Genomic DNA, 16,795 nt, shown 5'->3' on the forward strand with positions numbered 1-16,795 from the left:
ACGCCCTCCCGGTGCCCGGATCGTTGGCACTCCGTGACCGGGGTGTGACCCACGGGTGTAACGAGTGACACATCGCACGGCTACACTTCCGGCACGCTCATGACATCAGTTTGATGCAGGCCTGGTTAAGCAGGACTGAATCATGTTGGTATCGAGTGGAACCGAGACCTCGTAGCACCACACATCAGAACCGACGGAGGACCCGGCAGATGACAGCCGACCGACCGAACCTCGCGACGGGCGCGCGGAGGCTGCTGGCCACGCTAGCGGCCGCGGCCATCCCAGCCGTGATCGCCGCGGCGCCCGCGGTGGCCGCCGCCGCGCCCGCCAACTGCACGCCCGACGACTCGACCGCATGTGTCGTCGCGATCGTCCTGGACGAGGACAGCAACCCTGTCCCCGACGTGGGCGTGACCATCTCAGGCGCGGGGTTCGAGCAAGACGTGACCACCACCCAGGAGGGGCCTGCGTCCGTGGAGGTGCCGGAGGTCGGCATCTACACGCTCACCCTCGACGAGGAGACCGTCCCCGACGGCCTCTTCCCGAACGCCACCGAGCAGCAGGTCACCGCGCAGACCGGCAGCTCGGCGCGTGCCGCGTTCCGGCTGAGCGCCACACCCCCGGAGAGCGCGGAACCGACCGACGGCGCCACCACGGCGCCGGGCGCCGGCGAGACCGGCGGCACCGAGCCCACGGACGCGGCGTCCGGCCCGGCCGCCGGTGACGAAGGCCTCGGCGGAGCCGGCACTGCCGCCACCGGCGGCGGCGGGCCCTCGCTCCAGCAGATCTGGCAGCAGTTCGGCTCGGGCATCCGCTTCGGCCTCCTGCTCGCCCTGGCCTCGGTGGGCATCAGCCTCATCTACGGCACGACCGGCCTGTCGAGCTTCTCGCACGGCGAGCAGGTGACCCTCGGCGCCATGTTCGGCTTCATCGGCATCAACTGGCTCCACCTGCCGGTCTGGCTCACGGTGATCCTGGTGATCGTCGCGTGCGCCGCCACCGGATGGGCGCAGGACGCCGCCATCTGGGCGCCGCTGCGCAGACGCGGCACCCCGGTGACGCAGATGATGATCGTGACCATCGGTCTCTCGCTCGCGCTGCAGTACGCCATCCAGATGGTCATCGGCGGCCGCTCGCACCGCGTGCTGCCGCAGAACCCGAAGCCGCTGGAGATCGCTGGCATCACGCTCAGCACCGCCTCCTGGCTCTCGATGCTGGTCGCGGTCGTCGTGATCTTCTTCATCGCCTGGTTCCTGACCCGGACCCGCATCGGCCGCGCCACCCGCGCCGTCTCGGACAACACGGCGCTCGCCGCGGCCACGGGCATCAACCCGGACCGCATCATCCGCATCGTGTGGATCATGTCGACGGGCTTCGCCGGCCTGGCGGGCATGCTGCTGGCCATCTCGTTCGGCTCGTTCAACTGGTCGCTCGGCATGCTGCTGCTGCTCCTGATGTTCGCCGCCGTCACCCTCGGTGGCCTGGGCACCGCCTACGGCGCCCTGCTCGGCTCCCTCGTGATCGGCCTCGTCGTCGAGATGTCCACCCTCATCCCCGGAATGCCGAGCGACCTGCGCTACGCCTCGGCACTCGTGATCCTCATCCTCGTGCTGCTGTTCAGGCCGCAGGGCCTGCTCGGCCGCGCCGAGCGGATCGGCTGAAAGGAGAACCATCATGGAACTGAGCCGCATCCTCACCCAGGCGCTCGCCGAGCTCATCGCTCCGACCACCGCCGCCATCGCGCTCGCCGCGATCGGCCTCAACCTGCACTTCGGGTTCACCGGCCTCCTCAACATGGGGCAGGCAGGCTTCATGCTGCTGGGCGCCTACGGCTTCGGCATCGCCACCATCTCCGGCGCGCCGTTCTGGCTGGCCCTGCTCATCTCGCTCGCCGCGGGAGCACTGTTCGCGCTCATCCTCGGCGCACCGACACTGCAGCTCCGCGGTGACTATCTCGCGATCGTGACGATCTCGGCCGCCGAGATCATCCGAATGCTCGGCCGTGCCACGGTGTTCCAGGAATACACCGGTGGCGCGGCGGGCCTGACGGGTGGTTCCTTCAAGTCGACGTTCCAGGAGCTGTCGTTCCTGCCCGCACCGCCCGAGCGCGGTGCGTTCGGTCCGCTGGAGTACGTGTTCACCGGGTCCGACTCGTGGTGGACCCGCCTGTTCGCCTGGGCCGTGGTGCTCATCGCGGTCCTGTTCGTCTGGCTGCTGACCCGCAGCCCCTGGGGCCGCGTGCTCAAGGGCATCCGCGAGGACGAGGACGCCGTCCGCGCACTGGGCAAGAACGTCTTCTCCTACAAGATGCAGGCGCTGGTGCTCGGCGGCATGTGCGGTTCGCTCGCGGGCATGCTGTACGTGCTGCCCCGGTCGGTCGCACCGGATGCCATGGGGCGCTCGCTGACGTTCTTCGCGTGGACCGTCCTGCTGCTCGGTGGCGCCGCCACCTTGTTCGGCCCGGTGCTGGGGTCCATGCTCTTTTATGCGGTCTACATGTTGCTCCGCGCGGGCATGCGCGAGGGCCTGGAGGGCGTCGTGTCGGCCACGATGGTCGAGCAGATCGGTGGTCTGCTCGTCGGCGTGACCCTGATGCTGCTGGTCATCTTCCGGCCACAAGGAATCCTGGGGAACAAGAAGGAGCTCGCCTTCGATGCCCGATGAGACGACGGAGAACAAGGTGACAGAGGTGTCCGACGTGCCGGAGGCGACCGACGTGCCCGAGAGCACCGTCGAGGCGCTCGACGCCGTCGAGCGCTCCGAGACCGAGGCCGCCAAGGCGGCGGAGCACGTCCTGGCCCAGGTCGAGCCCACGGTCGGCGTGAGCAAGCCCGACCCGATCCTGGTCGTCGACGACGTGCAGCGCCGGTTCGGTGGCATGACCGCCGTCGACGTGCAGCACCTCGAGGTCCAGCGCGGCGTCATCACGGCGCTCATCGGCCCGAACGGCGCCGGTAAGACGACGTTCTTCAACCTGCTGACGGGGTTCGACAAGCCCAACCAGGGCTCGTGGGCCTTCGAGGGCCGGCCGCTGGGCGGGGTCAGCGCCGCCAAGGTGGCTCGCAACGGCATGGTCCGCACGTTCCAGCTCACCAAGGCGCTCTCGCGCCTGACGGTGCTGCAGAACATGCTGCTCGCCGCCATGGGCAACCCGGGCGAGAACCTGTTCGGCTCCCTGGTCAAGCCCCTGTGGGCCGGCACCGAGAAGAAGAACACCGAGAAGGCACTCGAGATCCTGGCGCGGTTCAAGCTCGACGCCAAGAAGGACGACTTCGCGGGCTCGCTGTCCGGCGGTCAGCGCAAGCTCCTGGAGATGGCGCGGGCCCTGATGACGGACCCGACCATGATCATGCTCGACGAGCCCATGGCCGGTGTGAACCCGGCCCTGGTCCAGTCGCTGCTGCACCACATCCAGGCCCTGCGCGACGACGGCATGACCGTCCTGTTCGTGGAGCACGACATGCACGCCGTGCGGCACATCTCCGACTGGGTCGTGGTGATGGCCGAGGGCAAGATCGTGGCCGAGGGACCGCCGAAGTCCGTCATGCAGGACCAGGCCGTCGTCGACGCCTACCTCGGCGCGCACCACGACACCGACCTCGGGGACGACTCGCTGCTCGACCCCGCAGTGCTGGCCCGGCTCGAGGCCGAGGAGGAGAAGCGATGACCGACGCGGCCAAGACCGAGAAGCGGGAGATCCTGCTCAAGGCGACCGACATCGTCGCGGGCTACCTGCCCGGCGTGAACATCCTGAACGGGTGCAACCTCGAGGTCGCCAAGGGCGAGCTCGTGGGCATCATCGGCCCCAACGGCGCCGGCAAGTCGACGCTGCTGAAGTCCCTGTTCGGCCTGGTGCACGTGCGCTCCGGCAACGTGACCCTGGGCGGCGAGGACATCACGAACCAGAAGGCGAACACCCTCGTGTCACAGGGCGTGGGGTTCGTGCCGCAGAACAACAACGTGTTCCCCTCGCTCACCGTCGAGGAGAACATGCGGATGGGCGTGTACCTGCGGCCCAAGGCGTTCGCGGAGCGGTTCGAGTTCATCACCGACCTGTTCCCCACCCTCGGGGAGCGGCGCGCGCAGCGTGCGGGCGCCATGTCGGGCGGTGAGCGGCAGATGGTCGCCATGGCCCGCGCCCTGATGATGAACCCGTCGGTGCTGCTGCTCGACGAGCCGTCGGCCGGCCTGTCGCCGGTGCGGCAGGACGAGACGTTCCTGCGCACCCGGATGATCAACAAGGCGGGCGTGTCCGTGGTCATGGTCGAGCAGAACGCCCGGCGCTGCCTGCAGATCTGCGACCGCGGCTACGTGCTCGACCAGGGCAAGGACGCGTACACGGGGACGGGCAAGGAGCTGCAGTCCGACCCCAAGGTGATCTCGCTCTACCTGGGCACCCTGGCGGAGGACGTCGACAAGGCGTCCTGACCCGGGAACGCAAGAAGCCCCTGAGGTGTCAGACGTGCAGGTCACGGGAGTGAGCTGCACGTCTGACCCCTCAGGGGCTCCGTCGTGTCAGAGCTTGACGTCGGTCCAGGTGAGCCGGTGGTCGCTGCTCGGGAACGGGTACACGCCCGTGAGCCGGGACAGCGGGTCAGTCGCGGCCGGCCAGAACACGCCCGCGTCCCGGACCCGCAGGTCGCGCGACGGGAGCACGTAGTCGACGCGCAGGTTGCCCGGCGTCGTGTCGGCGAAGTCGGCCGTGTCGAGCGTCGGGTCGCCCAGGTGCGTCAGGTTCGCTCCGGCCTGGAGCGCCGAGGCCTCGGGTGCGCCCGCCGACGTCGGCCGCGGGTCGGTGATGCGGGGGTGCCGCAGGAACTGGTCGATCGCCGGGACGCCGTCGGCGCCCGTGGCCGAGTCGCCGTCGAGCGGGTCGGCGTTGTAGTCGCCCACGATCACGAACGACGTGCCGGGGCGCAGCCCGCCGCGGTCGCCCTCGTCGTCGTAGATGTACCGGGCCGCGCGGCCGCCACGCACGTAGTCGGCCCAGAGCCGGATCTCGTCGTGGTTGCGCAGGCCGTTGCGGTCCTCGGCCCCGTCGAACGACGGCGGCGTCGGGTGCGCCGCGAGCACGTGCACCGTCTCGCGGCCCACACGGACCGGCACGTCCCAGTGCGACTTGGACGAGAGCGGCAGCACGGCGAGCTCCTCGGCCGAGTACCAGTCGGCCGGGGCCTCCGTGGCGGGGTCGTCCGGCAGCAGCGCGCCGGGCATGTCCTGCCACCTGAAGTGCTGGAACGTGCGGACGTCGCGGTGCTGGATCGGGTACTTGGACAGCACGACCATGCCGTACTGCCCCGGGAACAGGCCGAAGCCGAGCGCGTCGTCGCCGCCCCCGACCGTGCCGTCGTTGTTCAGGTCGAACCCGCTCGGGACGCCCGTGTTCGACGGCGCCACGAAGGCGTACGGGTACTCGACCGGCGCGCCCGTGCCCTGCGGCACCTCGAGGTAGTTCTCGCGGAACAGGTCGGCCGCGGCGTACGGGTCGGCGTCGCCGGGGTAGTCGAACTCGTTGAGCAGCACGACGTCGGGGTTCGCGTGCTGGATGACCTCGGCCACGGTCGCGGCCTGGACGTCGTCGCCGGTGGACAGGTCGGCGACGAGCTCGCCCTCCGTCGCGCGGTTGAGCGACAGGTTGTAGGTCGCGACGCGCAGGGCCCGGGGCTTGGCATGGTTCCGGTCGTGCCCGGCCGACGTCGCCGCGGCGGCGCCGTCCGGCGTCGTGCCCGCCGAGGCCGTGCTCGCCGTGGCCGTGCTCGCCGTGGCGAGGAAGGCCCCGGCCAGCAGGGCCGCCGCCGCGGCCGCGCCCGTCAGGCGCGAGGTGGTGCTGGCTCGCATGACTGCTCCTTCTTCGAGTGTCGTGCGCGGGTGGTCCGCAGCGACACCGTAGGGCGGCGCCCGCTCGCGCGGGTGAACGACGCGTGAACAGGTACCCGTGTCGGGCCTCCGCGGGTCGTGGTGCCGGCCGCCGTCGGCCGTAATCGAATCGTTGCCCGCTCGCCACCAGTACGGACGTTCGAGACGGTATTTTTCCGGGGCGGCCCGAGGCGGCCGCGACGAGGGCGCCCGCCGTCGTGCCGAACCACAAGGAAGAACTTGATGAACCGCACCACCCGTACCGTCCGCCGTCCGGCCCGGCTGCTGGCCGCGGCGGCCGCAGCGGCCGTCTCGCTCACGATGCTCACCGGCTGCTCGGTCCTCGACGACATCATGTCGAGCGGCGAGGCCCCGCGTGACGAGCCGGGCGGCGAGATCACCGCGTCGGCGGACGCGGACGCCTTCGACATCCTCAAGGGCGACTGCATCGACCTGGCGGCCCTGGACGGCTACGGCGAGTCCGCGGAGGGCGAGGACTTCGAGGTCGAGTCGGTGCCCGTGGTGCCCTGCGCCGAGGAGCACACCGGCGAGGTCTACGCCGAGCTCATCATGGACGACGCCGAGTACCCGGGCGACGAGGCCATGTCGAAGAAGTTCGACGAGTGGTGCTACGACGAGTTCGAGAAGTTCGTCGGCATCTCCTACGACGAGTCCGTCTACGGCTACACCGGCTTCTACCCGACGCAGGCCACCTGGGACCAGCTGAACGACCGCTCCTTGCAGTGCATCATCAGCTCCGAGGAGCCGTTCACGGGCAGCCTCAAGGGCGCCGCGAAGTAATACCCGGCACGGTGTCGTGCGGCGTGGCGGTCCGGCGGGCCGCCACGCGCACGTCCACCCCGACGACGACCAGCGCGGCCAGCACGAAGAACGCCCCGACCAGCGGCACCGTGTCCACGCCCACCGTAGCCACCACCAGCGCGCCGAGCGCCGCGCCGCCGCCGATCCCGACGTTGAACACCGAGCTCGAGATCGCGGTCGCCGACTCGGTGGCGCCAGGCGCCACCTGCATGGACAGGAACGACAGCGCCGGCGGGATCGCGCTGAACGCGAGGCCGAACAAGGCAAGCCCGACGAGCGCCAGGGCCGGGACGTGGCCCAGCGTCCACAGGAGCAGCAGCGCCCCGGTCAGCAGGCCGAGCGCCACGAGCACCGTCTGCCACGGCCGCCTGTCGAGCACCTGGCCGATGAGCAGCGTGCCCACCAGGCCCGCGATGCCCTGGCCGAGCAGGAGCGCGCTCAGGTACCGGTCGGGGAAGCCCGCCGTCTCCAGCAGGAACTGTGTGACGAACGTGATCATCATGAAGCCGCCCGTCACGAGCAGCACCGTGACGACCATGAGCACCACGAAGCGGCGCATGCTGGGGTGGGTTCCGCGCGCCGTGCCGCTCTCCTCGGCGTCGACGTTCGGCATGGCGATCGCCATCGCGAGGCAGGCCAGCAGGCTGACCACCGAGAACACCAGGAACGCGGTGCGCCAGCCCGCCTGCTGGCCCACCCAGGTGCCGAGCGGCACTCCGAGCAGCGGTGCGAGCGAGTTGCCGATCGCGAGGCGGGCGATCATCTTGCCGCGGACGGCGGGCGCGAACAGGCTCGCGGCGGCCGGCGTGACCACCGACCAGAACAGCGCCTGCCCGAGCGCCGTCACCATGCGTGCGGCCATCAGGTCCACGTAGCCGGCGGCGACCGCCGACCACAGGGTGCCGACCGTGCAGACCGCCGTGGTCGCCGCGAGCACCCAGCGCCGCGGGAACCGGCGGGTCAGTCGCGAGAGGGGCAGCGACGCGAGCACCACGACGGCGGCATACGCGGTGACGAGCAGCCCGATCTCAGAGGTGCTGCGGCCCAGGTCGGGGGCGATGAGGGTGAGCAGCCCGCCGGGCAGATTCTCCGCCGTCACGAAGGTGAAGGCGCTCACCGAGAGCGCGATCAGGGCGACGGCGGCGCGGCGCTGGTCGACCGGGGGTGCGGCGAAGGAGGCCGCAGCGGCAGGGCTGTTCGCGGTCATGGGCATCTCCGGCTGGTCGACGGGCGTGGGGCTCACCCGGACGACGAACCGGTCCGGCGGACATCGACCAAAATACGCGCTCTCGAACCGATTCTACGAGCCCATTCCCGGCATACGTCCTGAACCAGAACTGTGTCCTAGGCAACATTGTCGTAATATTTCCCTGGTTTCCTCCTCCGTGGACAAAGGTGTCCAGCAGGTCCGGGAGCCCCGTACGCACCACCTCCTCGCCCCCGGACGCAGCTCTCTTCACGGAGGAAACATGAATCGACGTATCTGTGCAGTCGGTGCGGGAGCAGCCCTGCTGCTCTCGGCCGCCGTCGTGCCGATCACCGCTTCCGCGGCACCGCCGGTCGAGGAGCCGCCACAGCAGGCGGCGCCCGCCAAGGAGGACAACCGCCCCGACGCCCTCGCCGAGAAGCAGACGGAGAAGCGGCAGCTCGCCGTCGACATGGTCGCGACCGGTCAGGCGAAGGTCGAGACGCGTGGCAAGGGCAAGCACAAGTCGAAGGTCGTGGAGATCTCGCCGCGCGAGTACGTCGAGTACGGCGTCGAGGAGACCGCGCAGCTCTTCAGCATCCTGGTCGACTTCGGTGACCAGGCCGACGAGCGCTTCCCGGACGCGGCCGCAGGGCCGGTGCACAACGAGATCCCTGAGCCCGCCACGAACGACAACTCCACCTACTGGGAGTCCGACTTCTCGCGCGAGCACTACCAGGAGATGTTCTTCACCGGCCTGGAGGACCAGGACGGCGAGTCGTTCGCCGGTGTCTACGACGAGATGTCGTCGGGCCGGTTCGACCTCCAGGGCGACGTGTCCGACTGGGTCACCGTGCCGTACAACACGGCCTCCTACGGCACCACGGAGTCCGGCGTCGACATGACGCGGTTCATCCAGGACACCGCGGACGCCTGGTACGAGCAGCAGGTCGCGGCGGGCAAGTCCGCCGAGGAGATCGACGCGTACCTCCAGTCGTTCGACGTCTGGGACCGCTACGACCTGGACGGCGACGGCATCACCGCCGAGCCCGACGGTTACATCGACCACTTCCAGGCGATCCACGCCGGCGAGGGCGAGGAGGCCGGCGCGCCCGAGGAGGCCATCTGGTCGCACCGCTGGTCGGTCAACCAGGGCGGCCTCGGCACGGACGGCCCGGCCGACTACCCGAAGGTCGGCGGCATCAAGATCGGTGATTCCGACATCTGGATCCGCGACTACACCACGGAGCCGGAGAACGGTGGCCTCGGCGTGTTCGCGCACGAGTTCGGCCACGACCTCGGCCTGCCCGACTACTACGACACCGCGGGCGGCGAGAACGGCACCGGCTACTGGAACCTCATGAGCTCCGGCTCGTGGATGGGCCACGGCGACGGCACCATCGGCACCACGCCCAACCACATGGGCGCCACCGAGAAGCTCTTCCTGGGCTGGCTCGACTACGAGACGGTGGAGCCGGGCGAGACCGAGCGCATCAAGCTCGGCCCGTCGTTCCACGCGACGACGCGCGCGCAGGCCGCGATCGTGAACCTGCCGGACGGCGTCGCGAGCGAGGACCTGGGCGAGAAGTACGGCGTCGAGCCGTTCGACGGCGAGTTCGTCTACTCGGGCACCGGCAACGACCTGAACAACACGATCACCTCGCCGTCGTTCACCGTGCCGGACGGCGCCTCGCTGACCGCCAAGGTGCAGTACGACATCGAGGCGGACTACGACTACGCGTTCGCCGAGGTCTCGACGGACGGCGGCGCCACCTGGACCGCACTGGCGAACAACCTGTCGACGGACGAGGACCCGAACGGCACCAACCCCGGCGCCGGCATCACCGGTAGCTCCGACGGCGCCTGGGTGGACCTGACGGCCGACCTGGCGGACTACGCCGGCCAGACGGCGTCGGTCCGGTTCCGCTACTCGAGCGACGGCGGCACCAACGAGACCGGCATCGCGATCGACGACGTCGCCGTGGGCGACGCCCTGAGCGCGGACTTCACGGACACGTCCGACTGGACCGTCGACGGCTTCGTGCCGGTGGGCGCCGACGGCACCTACGAGGTCACCTACCAGCACTACTACGTGGCCGAGAACCGCGTGTACGGCGGGTACGACGCGACGCTCAAGGAGGGCCCGTACAACTTCGGCTGGAGCTTCACCAACAGCAACAAGGTGGAGCACTACCCGTACCAGGACGGCCTGCTGGTCTGGTACGTGAACAGCCTGTACGGCGACAACAACGTCTCCCAGCACCCGGGCGGTGGCCAGGCCCTGCCGGTCGACGCCCGCGCCAAGGCGCTGAAGTGGTCGGACGGCACGATCGCCCGCAACCGCATCCAGTCGTTCGACGCCACGTTCGGCCTGCAGAAGACGGACGCGCTGTCGCTGCACCGTGAGGTGTCGGCCACGTCGCTGACCACGCTCAAGGTCGGCAAGCAGTGGCCGGTGTGGAAGTTCGACGACACCAACCCCGAGGCCTACTACGACCAGTCCAACCCGGGCCACTCGGTCAAGGTCGGCGGCACCGGGACCACCATCAAGGTGCTCACGGAGGACAGCAAGAAGGGCCACATGACCATCCAGGTCAACTGACCCCCTCCCGCCCCGCACGTGTCAGACGCTCAGGTCACCCCGGTGACCTGAGCGTCTGACACGTTCTACGGGCACTACGCTCGAACGCATGACACACCTGCGATGGGGCATCCTGGCGGCCGGCGGGATCGCCGCGAGCTTCACATCAGACCTGAACGACAACGGCTTCACCGTGCAGGCGGTGGGGTCCCGGAACCTGGAGAGGGCCCGCGAGTTCGCCGACCGGTTCGGCATCCCGACGGCGCACGGCTCCTACGAGAACCTCGCGGCCGACCCCGAGGTCGACATCGTCTACGTGGCGACGCCGCACCCGTTCCACGCCGAGGCCGCGAAGCTCGTGCTGGAGGCCGGCAAGCACGTGCTTGTCGAGAAGCCGTTCACGCTCAACGCCGCCGAGGCGCGCGAGGTCGTGGAGCTCGCCGAGTCGAAGGGGCTCGTGGTCCTGGAGGCCATGTGGACCCGGTTCCTGCCGCACATGGCCCGCGTGCGCGAGATCATCGCGTCGGGCGTGCTCGGCGAGGTGCGCACCCTCATGGTGGACCACACCCAGGACCTGCCCGACGACCCGGCCCACCGGATCAACGATCTCGCCCTGGGCGGTGGCTCCCTGCTCGACCTGGGCATCTACCCGGTGTCGTTCGCCTGGGACCTGTTCGGCGAGCCGCTCACGGTGCAGTCGCACGCGACGTTCAAGGAGACGGGCGCCGACGCCACGATCGCCACGATCTTCGGGTACGACGGCGCCCGGGTCGCCACGACCGTGTCGGCGTCCGACACCCGGGGCCCCAACCGGGCCTCGATCCTGGGCACCGAAGGCCGCATCGAGATCGACGCGACCTGGTACAACCCGTCGACGGTGCACGTCTACGACGTCTCGGGGACCGAGGTGGAGACGTACAGTGCCGAGGTGACGGGGCGCGGCATGCACTTCCAGGCCGCCGAGGCCGAGCGCCTGGTCGCGGCCGGCGAGCTCGACAGCCCGCTGCTCCCGCGCGCGGAGACGGTGGCGATCATGGGCACGCTGGACACGATCCGCGAGCAGATCGGCCTCGAGTACCCGGGGGAGCAGCCCCCGGCGTGACCCTGCGGGCCCCATATCCCCTTTGAGGCCTAAGTTTCTTCGCTTTGAGGCGACTCAAAGCGAAGAAACTTAGGCCTCAAAGGGGAGAGGGGCGCGGTAGTGCCGACGACGCCGTGGTGCGACGCTCACCGCTCGCCCAGGACCGCCTCGATGAGGCCCGGGAACTTCTGGTCGAGCTCGTCACGGCGGAGCTGGATGGCGTGCGTGCGGCCGTGCACGATCGTGCGTGTGAGCCCGGCCTCGCGCAGCGTGCGGAAGTGGTGCGACATGGTCGACTTCGTGAGGTCGAGGCCCCAGCCGTCGAGGGTCTTGGGCTTCGGCTCGCCGTCGGCCAGCTTGTCCACTATCCGCAGGCGCACCGGATCGCCGAGGGCCTTGAGCACGTCGACGAGCTCGACGTCGGCCATGTCCGGGCTCGGGTAGTCACCCATGACGCACCTCCGGGGCATCGGCTCGCGCAAATTGTTCGACAGCCATCGAACTATCACGTACGCTCGACGGTATGACGTTCATCGAACAATCATACGCGCCGCGCGGCGCCTATCTCCGGATCGGCGTGATCGCGGCGGCGCTGTTCGTGGTCGGCACCAACGCGTTCGTCATCGCGGGCGTGCTGCCGCAGATCGCGACGGGGATCGGCGCGACCGCCGGCGCCGTCAGCTACTCCATCTCCTGGTACGCGATCATCGTCGCGGTGCTCGCGCCCGTGGTCTCCGTGCTGTTCGCCCGCGCGTCCCGCGCCACCCTGATGGGCGCCGGCATGGGCCTCATCGCCGCGGGCATCGCTCTCTCGGCCATCGCCGGTGACCTCGCGATCTTCACCGCGGGCCGCGTCGTCGCCGCGCTCGGCGGGGCCGCGCTCATGCCCGCGGCGATGGCGGCCGCCCCCACCCTCGTGCCGCCTGATCAGCGGGGACGCGCGCTCGGCGTCGTCGGCCTCGGGTTCATGCTCGCGACCGCCGTCGGCTCCCCGCTGGGCACGGCGCTCGCGGCCCTCGGTAGCTGGCGCCTCGCGCTCGGCATCCTCGCGGCGCTCGCGGCGGTGCTCGCCGTCGTCGTCGCGCTGCTCATGCGCACCGTGCCGACCGGGTCCGTCCCGGGGCTCGCCGCCCGGTTCGCCGTGCTCCGCGACGTCCGGATCGGCCTGGCCCTCATGACGGCCCTGCTGTTCACCGCCGCGTTCAACATGGTCTACATCTTCAGCTCGGCCGTCACGCGCGGCGTGACGGGCGGCAGCGGGACGGCGCTCGCGACGCTCCTGCTGGTCTTCGGTGTCGCGGGACTGGTCGGCAACTGGCTGGGCGGCTCCCTCACGGACCGGATCGGGGCCCGGCCCACCGCGATCACCGCCCTCGCGATGGTCGTCGTCTCCCTCGTCGCGCTGTTCGCGGCCGAGGACTCGTACGTGGGAACCGCCGTGCTGTTCGGCGTCTGGGGTCTGGCCACCGCGGCGGCCCTCGTGCCCATCCAGCACCGCCTGGTCGACGTCGACCCCGCCGTCGCCGGGGTGTCCCTGTCGTGGTACTCGACGGCGATGTACGTCGGGATCGCGATCGCGCCCGTCGTCGGCGCCTCGGTGCTGCCGCTGGGGGCGGCGTGGCTGGACCTGCTCGGCGCTGCGGCGGCCGCGGCGGCGCTCGCCGTCTTCGCCCTGGGCTACGCGTTGCCCCGCAGGGCCGCGCTGGCGTAAGGCGGCCGTCTCAACTCTTTCGAGGCCTAAGTTTCTTCGCTTTGAGGCGACTCAAAGCGAAGAAACTTAGGCCTCGAAGGGGAGGAGAGGGCAGCCACCGGGATCACCCAGCCCCGGTACGGCGCGGCGTCAGTCCAGGGGGTGCAGCACCCGCTGCAGGAACTGGCGGGTGCGCTCCTCGGCCGGGTCGGTGAAGATCTGCGCGGGCGCGCCCCGCTCGACCACCACGCCGCCGTCGAGGAACAGCACCTCCGAGGCGACCTGGCGCGCGAACTGCAGCTCGTGGGTGACCACGACCATGGTCCAGCCCTCCTCGGCGAGCTCCTTCATCACCGTCAGCACCTCGCCCACCAGCTCGGGGTCGAGGGCCGACGTCGGCTCGTCGAACAGCAGCAGGTCGGGCTGGAGGGCGAGCGCGCGCACGATGCCCACGCGCTGCTGCTGGCCGCCGGACAGCTCGTGCGGATAGGCGTCGCGCTTGTCGGCGAGCCCGACGCGGGCCAGGAGCTCCTCGGCGCGGCCGACCGCCGTCTCCCGCGGGACCCGCTGGACCTGGGTGGGGCCCTCGATCACGTTCTCCAGCACCGTGCGGTGGGGGAACAGGTTGTGGTGCTGGAACACCATCGCCGACCGGTCCCGCAGGGCCGCGCGGTTCGTCTTCGCGGTCCGGGCGGCGGTGCGCCGGCCGGACCGGCCGCCGTCCTGCCCGGCGGCCTGGGCACCGAAGTCGACCACGGGGCCGCCGTCGAACCGGAGCTCCCCGGCGTCCGGTGTCTCCAGGCCATTGAGCGAGCGCAGCACCGTCGTCTTGCCGCTGCCGGAGGCGCCGATCAGCGCGACGACGTCGCCGCGGCCCACCTCCAGGTCCACGCCGCGCAGCACGTGGTTGGCGCCGAAGGACTTGTGGATGCCGCGGGCGGTCAGGAGGGCGCCCTGCCTGCGGTCCTCAGTGTGCGACATACCGGTCCAGCCTCTTCTCGAGTGCGTTCTGCCCCGCGGCCAGCACCGTGCAGAACATCCAGTAGATGAAGGCCGCCTCCAGGTAGACCGTCATGAACTCGCTCGAGAACGCGGCGATCTCCTGGGCCTTGCGGAAGAGCTCGGTCACCAGGATGAGCGACGCGAGCGACGTGTCCTTGACCAGCGAGATGAACGTGTTCGACAGCGGCGGCACGGACACCCGGGCGGCCTGGGGCAGGATGATCCGGCTCAGGGAGCGGGCCGGCGACATGCCGATGGTCCACCCGGCCTCCCACTGCCCCTTGGGCACCGAGAGGATCGCGGCGCGCACGACCTCGGCCGCGTAGCCGCCCACGTTCAGGGAGAACGCGATGATCGCGCTCGGCCACGGGTCCAGGCGGATGCCGATCTCGGGCATGCCGTAGAAGATCACGAACAGCTGCACCAGGAGCGGCGTGCCGCGGATCACCGAGACGTACGCCCGGCCGATCCAGGACAGCACCGGGTTGGACGAGAGCCGCAGCAGCGCCACGACCAGCGCCAGCACCAGGCCGATCGCGAACGAGGCCAGCGCGAGCGGGATCGTGCCCGCCAGGCCACCCAGCAGGAGCGGCCAGAACGAGTCGACGACGAGCTGCCAGTCCATCTGTCTCCCCCCGCGCCGTCAGCGGTACCCGGCGCGGGACGTCACGCCGGCCGCCGCGCGGGGCGCCGTACCGCGCCCCGCGCCCTGCCGTACGCCGAGCGTCACTGGGAGACGTCCTCGCCGAAGTACTTCTCGCCCAGGTCGGCGAGGGTGCCGTCGGCCTGCAGCTCGTCGAGGGCGCCGTCGATCGCGGTGGCCAGGGCCTTGCGCTCCGGCGTCACGACGAACGCGGACTGCGACTCCTCGTCGGTCTCCGCGGCCACCTTGATGCCCGAGGCATCCTCGGTGTTCGCGTAGTCGAGGTACGTCAGGCTGTCGTTGATCGTGGCGTCCACGCGGCCCTGCTCCAGGAGCGCGACGGCCTGCGCCCAGCCCTCGACGGCCTCGACCTTGGCGCCGCTCTCCTTGGCGAGGTCGTTCCAGTTGCTGGTCAGGGACTGCGCTGTGGTCTTGCCGTCCAGGTCCGCGAAGCTGGTGATGTCGTCGTTGTCCGCCGCGACCACGAGCACACCCGTCGAGACCGTGTACGGCGTGGAGAAGACGTACTTGGCCTCGCGCTCCGGGGTGATGGTCACCTGGTTGGCGATCGTGTCGAAGCGGCCGGCGTCCAGGCCCGTGAAGATCGCGTCCCACTGCGTCTCCTGGAACTCGACCTCCAGGCCCAGGTTCTCGGCCACGGCCTGGGCGACCTCGACGTCGTAGCCCACGAGCTCGCCCGTCTCGTCGTGGTAGCTGAACGGGCGGTAGGTGCCCTCGGTGGCGACGACCAGCGTGTCCCCGGACAGGCCGAGCTCGTCGCCGGCACCGCTCGACTCGCCGGAGCTGCCACAACCGGTCAGGGCCAGCAGGGCGGCCGAGGCCGCGGTGGCCGTGAGGAGGGCGCGGTTGCGAGACATGGTGAGGGCTCCTTCGATGGGATGGCACGCATCGGCCCGGCCGATGCGTGCCCCAAAACTAGCCGATGGCAGACCTGAACTCACGCACGAGCCTAGGCCCGCTCGGTCCGCCGCCAGCGGTCGGGTGTGATCCCGTACCGATCCTTGAACCGGCGCACCAGATAAGTGGCGTCCCGCAGGCCGGTCCGCGCCGCGACCACGGCCAGCGGCAGGTCGGTGTCCCGCAGCATCCGGCGTACCTCCGTCATGCGCCGCTCGGTGATCCACTCCAGCAGCGTGCGGCCCGTGCGCTCGCGGACTGCCGTGGTCAGGTAGCCGGGCGTATAGCCCAGCGCGGCCGCGACGTCCGCCGCGGAGACCGGATCGCGGAACGTCGCCTCGATCTCCTCGAAGACGCGCGTCACCAGGGGGTCGGGCGGCGCGGGGGCCGACGGCGCCAGCCGCGCCGCCCCGATCAGGATCCGCGTGAGCAGGGCCGACGCCGCGTCCCGCGCGCCGACCCGCCCGGGCCGGGCCAGCTCCTCGTGCAGCTCCGTGAGCCAGGCCGACCAGCGCGGCCGCTCGTCCGCGGGGACGTTCGCGCTCAGGACCGGCGGGCGGTCGGCGGCGCCCGGCCCGGCGGGCTCCGCCTCGAACAGCGCCAGCAGCGGGTGGTGCGCCCAGGCCAGCGGCGAGACCGAGGCGAGCAGGGGGACGGCGTCGGGCGTGAAGGCGAGCGTCCAGGCCCGCGCGCCGGCGAAACCCCGGACCGTCCTGGGGTCGATCGCGCGGCCCGGCGGGACGGCGAACAGGTCGCCGTCGCGCGCGCCGTCCTCCCCGCCGGCGCCGCGCTCGATGAGGACGAGCACGTGGAAGTCGTGGGCGTGCCGGTGTTCGGGCGGAGGGTGCGGGTGCTGGTCCGCGCCGTCGTGCAGGTTCACGTTCACCGGGGGCATCCCGGGGCGCGGCTGGTACCGGTACACCGGGGTGCCGTCGGGCCGCACCGTGCGGATGCTGGACGGGGTGCGCAGCGGGGGCAGGCCGCCCTCCGCGGGCCCTGGCGCCATCAGCGGTCGT

At 70.6% G+C, this 16,795-nt stretch carries 15 protein-coding genes; 8 read left to right on the forward strand and 7 right to left on the reverse strand.

Features of this window, described 5'->3' with window-relative positions; all coding sequences use genetic code 11:
• The first annotated feature begins 209 nt into the window (after positions 1 to 209).
• From ACH47X_RS10485 to ACH47X_RS10500, 4 genes are read left to right on the forward strand one after another with little or no spacing between them, the layout of a single operon-like run.
• Entirely contained in the window at positions 210 to 1,661 is a 1,452-nt protein-coding gene (locus tag ACH47X_RS10485; RefSeq protein ID WP_397403923.1) for an ABC transporter permease subunit, read from the forward strand.
• 13 nt (positions 1,662 to 1,674) lie between these two features.
• The gene (locus ACH47X_RS10490; RefSeq protein WP_397403925.1) at positions 1,675 to 2,664 is read left to right on the forward strand and encodes a branched-chain amino acid ABC transporter permease; all 990 of its coding nucleotides are present in this window, start codon (positions 1,675 to 1,677) and stop codon (positions 2,662 to 2,664) included.
• A complete protein-coding gene (locus tag ACH47X_RS10495; RefSeq protein WP_397403928.1) occupies positions 2,654 to 3,667 on the forward strand; it encodes an ABC transporter ATP-binding protein in 1,014 nt (337 codons plus the stop codon). The genes ACH47X_RS10490 and ACH47X_RS10495 overlap by 11 nt, the downstream gene beginning before the upstream one ends.
• On the forward strand, positions 3,664 to 4,428 hold the full coding sequence (locus tag ACH47X_RS10500) for an ABC transporter ATP-binding protein (protein WP_397403932.1): 765 nt from the start codon (positions 3,664 to 3,666) through the stop codon (positions 4,426 to 4,428). Before ACH47X_RS10495 ends, ACH47X_RS10500 begins: the two co-directional genes overlap by 4 nt.
• A gap of 87 nt (positions 4,429 to 4,515) precedes the next feature.
• Here the strand turns inward: ACH47X_RS10500 and ACH47X_RS10505 are convergent, their stop codons facing one another.
• Positions 4,516 to 5,838, reverse strand: a complete 1,323-nt coding sequence (locus tag ACH47X_RS10505; protein ID WP_397403934.1) for an endonuclease/exonuclease/phosphatase family protein — start codon at positions 5,836 to 5,838, stop codon at positions 4,516 to 4,518.
• Between the two features lie 261 nt (positions 5,839 to 6,099).
• On the opposite strand from ACH47X_RS10505, the gene ACH47X_RS10510 reads away from it, so the two are divergent.
• Positions 6,100 to 6,657 carry a septum formation family protein gene (locus ACH47X_RS10510; RefSeq protein WP_397403936.1) on the forward strand — a complete coding sequence of 186 codons (558 nt, stop codon included), beginning with the start codon at positions 6,100 to 6,102 and terminating at the stop codon, positions 6,655 to 6,657.
• Here the strand turns inward: ACH47X_RS10510 and ACH47X_RS10515 are convergent.
• Entirely contained in the window at positions 6,638 to 7,885 is a 1,248-nt protein-coding gene (locus tag ACH47X_RS10515) for an MFS transporter (protein ID WP_397403938.1), read from the reverse strand. The two genes, ACH47X_RS10510 and ACH47X_RS10515, sit on opposite strands and share 20 nt — an antisense overlap.
• A 262-nt stretch (positions 7,886 to 8,147) precedes the next feature.
• On the opposite strand from ACH47X_RS10515, the gene ACH47X_RS10520 reads away from it, so the two are divergent.
• Complete coding sequence (locus ACH47X_RS10520) at positions 8,148 to 10,466, forward strand: immune inhibitor A domain-containing protein (protein WP_397403940.1); 2,319 nt, start codon at positions 8,148 to 8,150, stop codon at positions 10,464 to 10,466.
• Between the two features lie 88 nt (positions 10,467 to 10,554).
• Positions 10,555 to 11,547, forward strand: coding sequence for a Gfo/Idh/MocA family protein (locus ACH47X_RS10525; protein ID WP_397403943.1), 993 nt, complete (start codon positions 10,555 to 10,557; stop codon positions 11,545 to 11,547).
• A gap of 125 nt (positions 11,548 to 11,672) precedes the next feature.
• On the opposite strand, the gene ACH47X_RS10530 is transcribed toward ACH47X_RS10525, so the two are convergent.
• Positions 11,673 to 11,978, reverse strand: a complete 306-nt coding sequence (locus tag ACH47X_RS10530; RefSeq protein WP_036970987.1) for an ArsR/SmtB family transcription factor — start codon at positions 11,976 to 11,978, stop codon at positions 11,673 to 11,675.
• 71 nt (positions 11,979 to 12,049) lie between these two features.
• Between ACH47X_RS10530 and ACH47X_RS10535 the strand changes: the two genes are divergently transcribed.
• On the forward strand, positions 12,050 to 13,237 hold the full coding sequence (locus tag ACH47X_RS10535) for an MFS transporter (RefSeq protein WP_397403946.1): 1,188 nt from the start codon (positions 12,050 to 12,052) through the stop codon (positions 13,235 to 13,237).
• Positions 13,238 to 13,366: 129 nt separating this feature from the next.
• Here the strand turns inward: ACH47X_RS10535 and ACH47X_RS10540 are convergent, their stop codons facing one another.
• The 4 genes from ACH47X_RS10540 to ACH47X_RS10555 form a co-directional block, all read right to left on the reverse strand.
• Positions 13,367 to 14,197, reverse strand: a complete 831-nt coding sequence (locus tag ACH47X_RS10540; protein WP_397403948.1) for an amino acid ABC transporter ATP-binding protein — start codon at positions 14,195 to 14,197, stop codon at positions 13,367 to 13,369.
• Positions 14,184 to 14,843 carry an amino acid ABC transporter permease gene (locus ACH47X_RS10545; RefSeq protein WP_036964723.1) on the reverse strand — a complete coding sequence of 220 codons (660 nt, stop codon included), beginning with the start codon at positions 14,841 to 14,843 and terminating at the stop codon, positions 14,184 to 14,186. The genes ACH47X_RS10540 and ACH47X_RS10545 overlap by 14 nt, the downstream gene beginning before the upstream one ends.
• Positions 14,844 to 14,944: 101 nt before the next feature.
• Positions 14,945 to 15,739 carry an amino acid ABC transporter substrate-binding protein gene (locus ACH47X_RS10550; RefSeq protein WP_397403951.1) on the reverse strand — a complete coding sequence of 265 codons (795 nt, stop codon included), beginning with the start codon at positions 15,737 to 15,739 and terminating at the stop codon, positions 14,945 to 14,947.
• 92 nt (positions 15,740 to 15,831) lie between these two features.
• Positions 15,832 to 16,785: a helix-turn-helix transcriptional regulator gene (locus ACH47X_RS10555; RefSeq protein WP_397403953.1), complete on the reverse strand. Its 954-nt coding sequence runs from the start codon at positions 16,783 to 16,785 to the stop codon at positions 15,832 to 15,834.
• Between the last annotated feature and the right edge of the window lie 10 nt (positions 16,786 to 16,795).

The sequence above is a fragment of the Promicromonospora kroppenstedtii genome (assembly GCF_044389675.1).
Taxonomy (GTDB): domain Bacteria; phylum Actinomycetota; class Actinomycetes; order Actinomycetales; family Cellulomonadaceae; genus Promicromonospora; species Promicromonospora kroppenstedtii.

Coding starts and splice junctions, on each gene's coding strand:
- ACH47X_RS10520 (WP_397403940.1), top strand. CDS start 8,148: ATGAATCGACGTATCTGTGCAGTCGGTGCGGGAGCAGCCCTGCTGCTC.
- ACH47X_RS10510 (WP_397403936.1), top strand. CDS start 6,100: ATGAACCGCACCACCCGTACCGTCCGCCGTCCGGCCCGGCTGCTGGCC.
- ACH47X_RS10530 (WP_036970987.1), bottom strand. CDS start 11,978: ATGGGTGACTACCCGAGCCCGGACATGGCCGACGTCGAGCTCGTCGAC.
- ACH47X_RS10490 (WP_397403925.1), top strand. CDS start 1,675: ATGGAACTGAGCCGCATCCTCACCCAGGCGCTCGCCGAGCTCATCGCT.
- ACH47X_RS10505 (WP_397403934.1), bottom strand. CDS start 5,838: ATGCGAGCCAGCACCACCTCGCGCCTGACGGGCGCGGCCGCGGCGGCG.
- ACH47X_RS10550 (WP_397403951.1), bottom strand. CDS start 15,739: ATGTCTCGCAACCGCGCCCTCCTCACGGCCACCGCGGCCTCGGCCGCC.
- ACH47X_RS10525 (WP_397403943.1), top strand. CDS start 10,555: ATGACACACCTGCGATGGGGCATCCTGGCGGCCGGCGGGATCGCCGCG.
- ACH47X_RS10495 (WP_397403928.1), top strand. CDS start 2,654: ATGCCCGATGAGACGACGGAGAACAAGGTGACAGAGGTGTCCGACGTG.
- ACH47X_RS10555 (WP_397403953.1), bottom strand. CDS start 16,785: ATGGCGCCAGGGCCCGCGGAGGGCGGCCTGCCCCCGCTGCGCACCCCG.
- ACH47X_RS10540 (WP_397403948.1), bottom strand. CDS start 14,197: ATGTCGCACACTGAGGACCGCAGGCAGGGCGCCCTCCTGACCGCCCGC.
- ACH47X_RS10485 (WP_397403923.1), top strand. CDS start 210: ATGACAGCCGACCGACCGAACCTCGCGACGGGCGCGCGGAGGCTGCTG.
- ACH47X_RS10535 (WP_397403946.1), top strand. CDS start 12,050: ATGACGTTCATCGAACAATCATACGCGCCGCGCGGCGCCTATCTCCGG.
- ACH47X_RS10545 (WP_036964723.1), bottom strand. CDS start 14,843: ATGGACTGGCAGCTCGTCGTCGACTCGTTCTGGCCGCTCCTGCTGGGT.
- ACH47X_RS10515 (WP_397403938.1), bottom strand. CDS start 7,885: ATGACCGCGAACAGCCCTGCCGCTGCGGCCTCCTTCGCCGCACCCCCG.
- ACH47X_RS10500 (WP_397403932.1), top strand. CDS start 3,664: ATGACCGACGCGGCCAAGACCGAGAAGCGGGAGATCCTGCTCAAGGCG.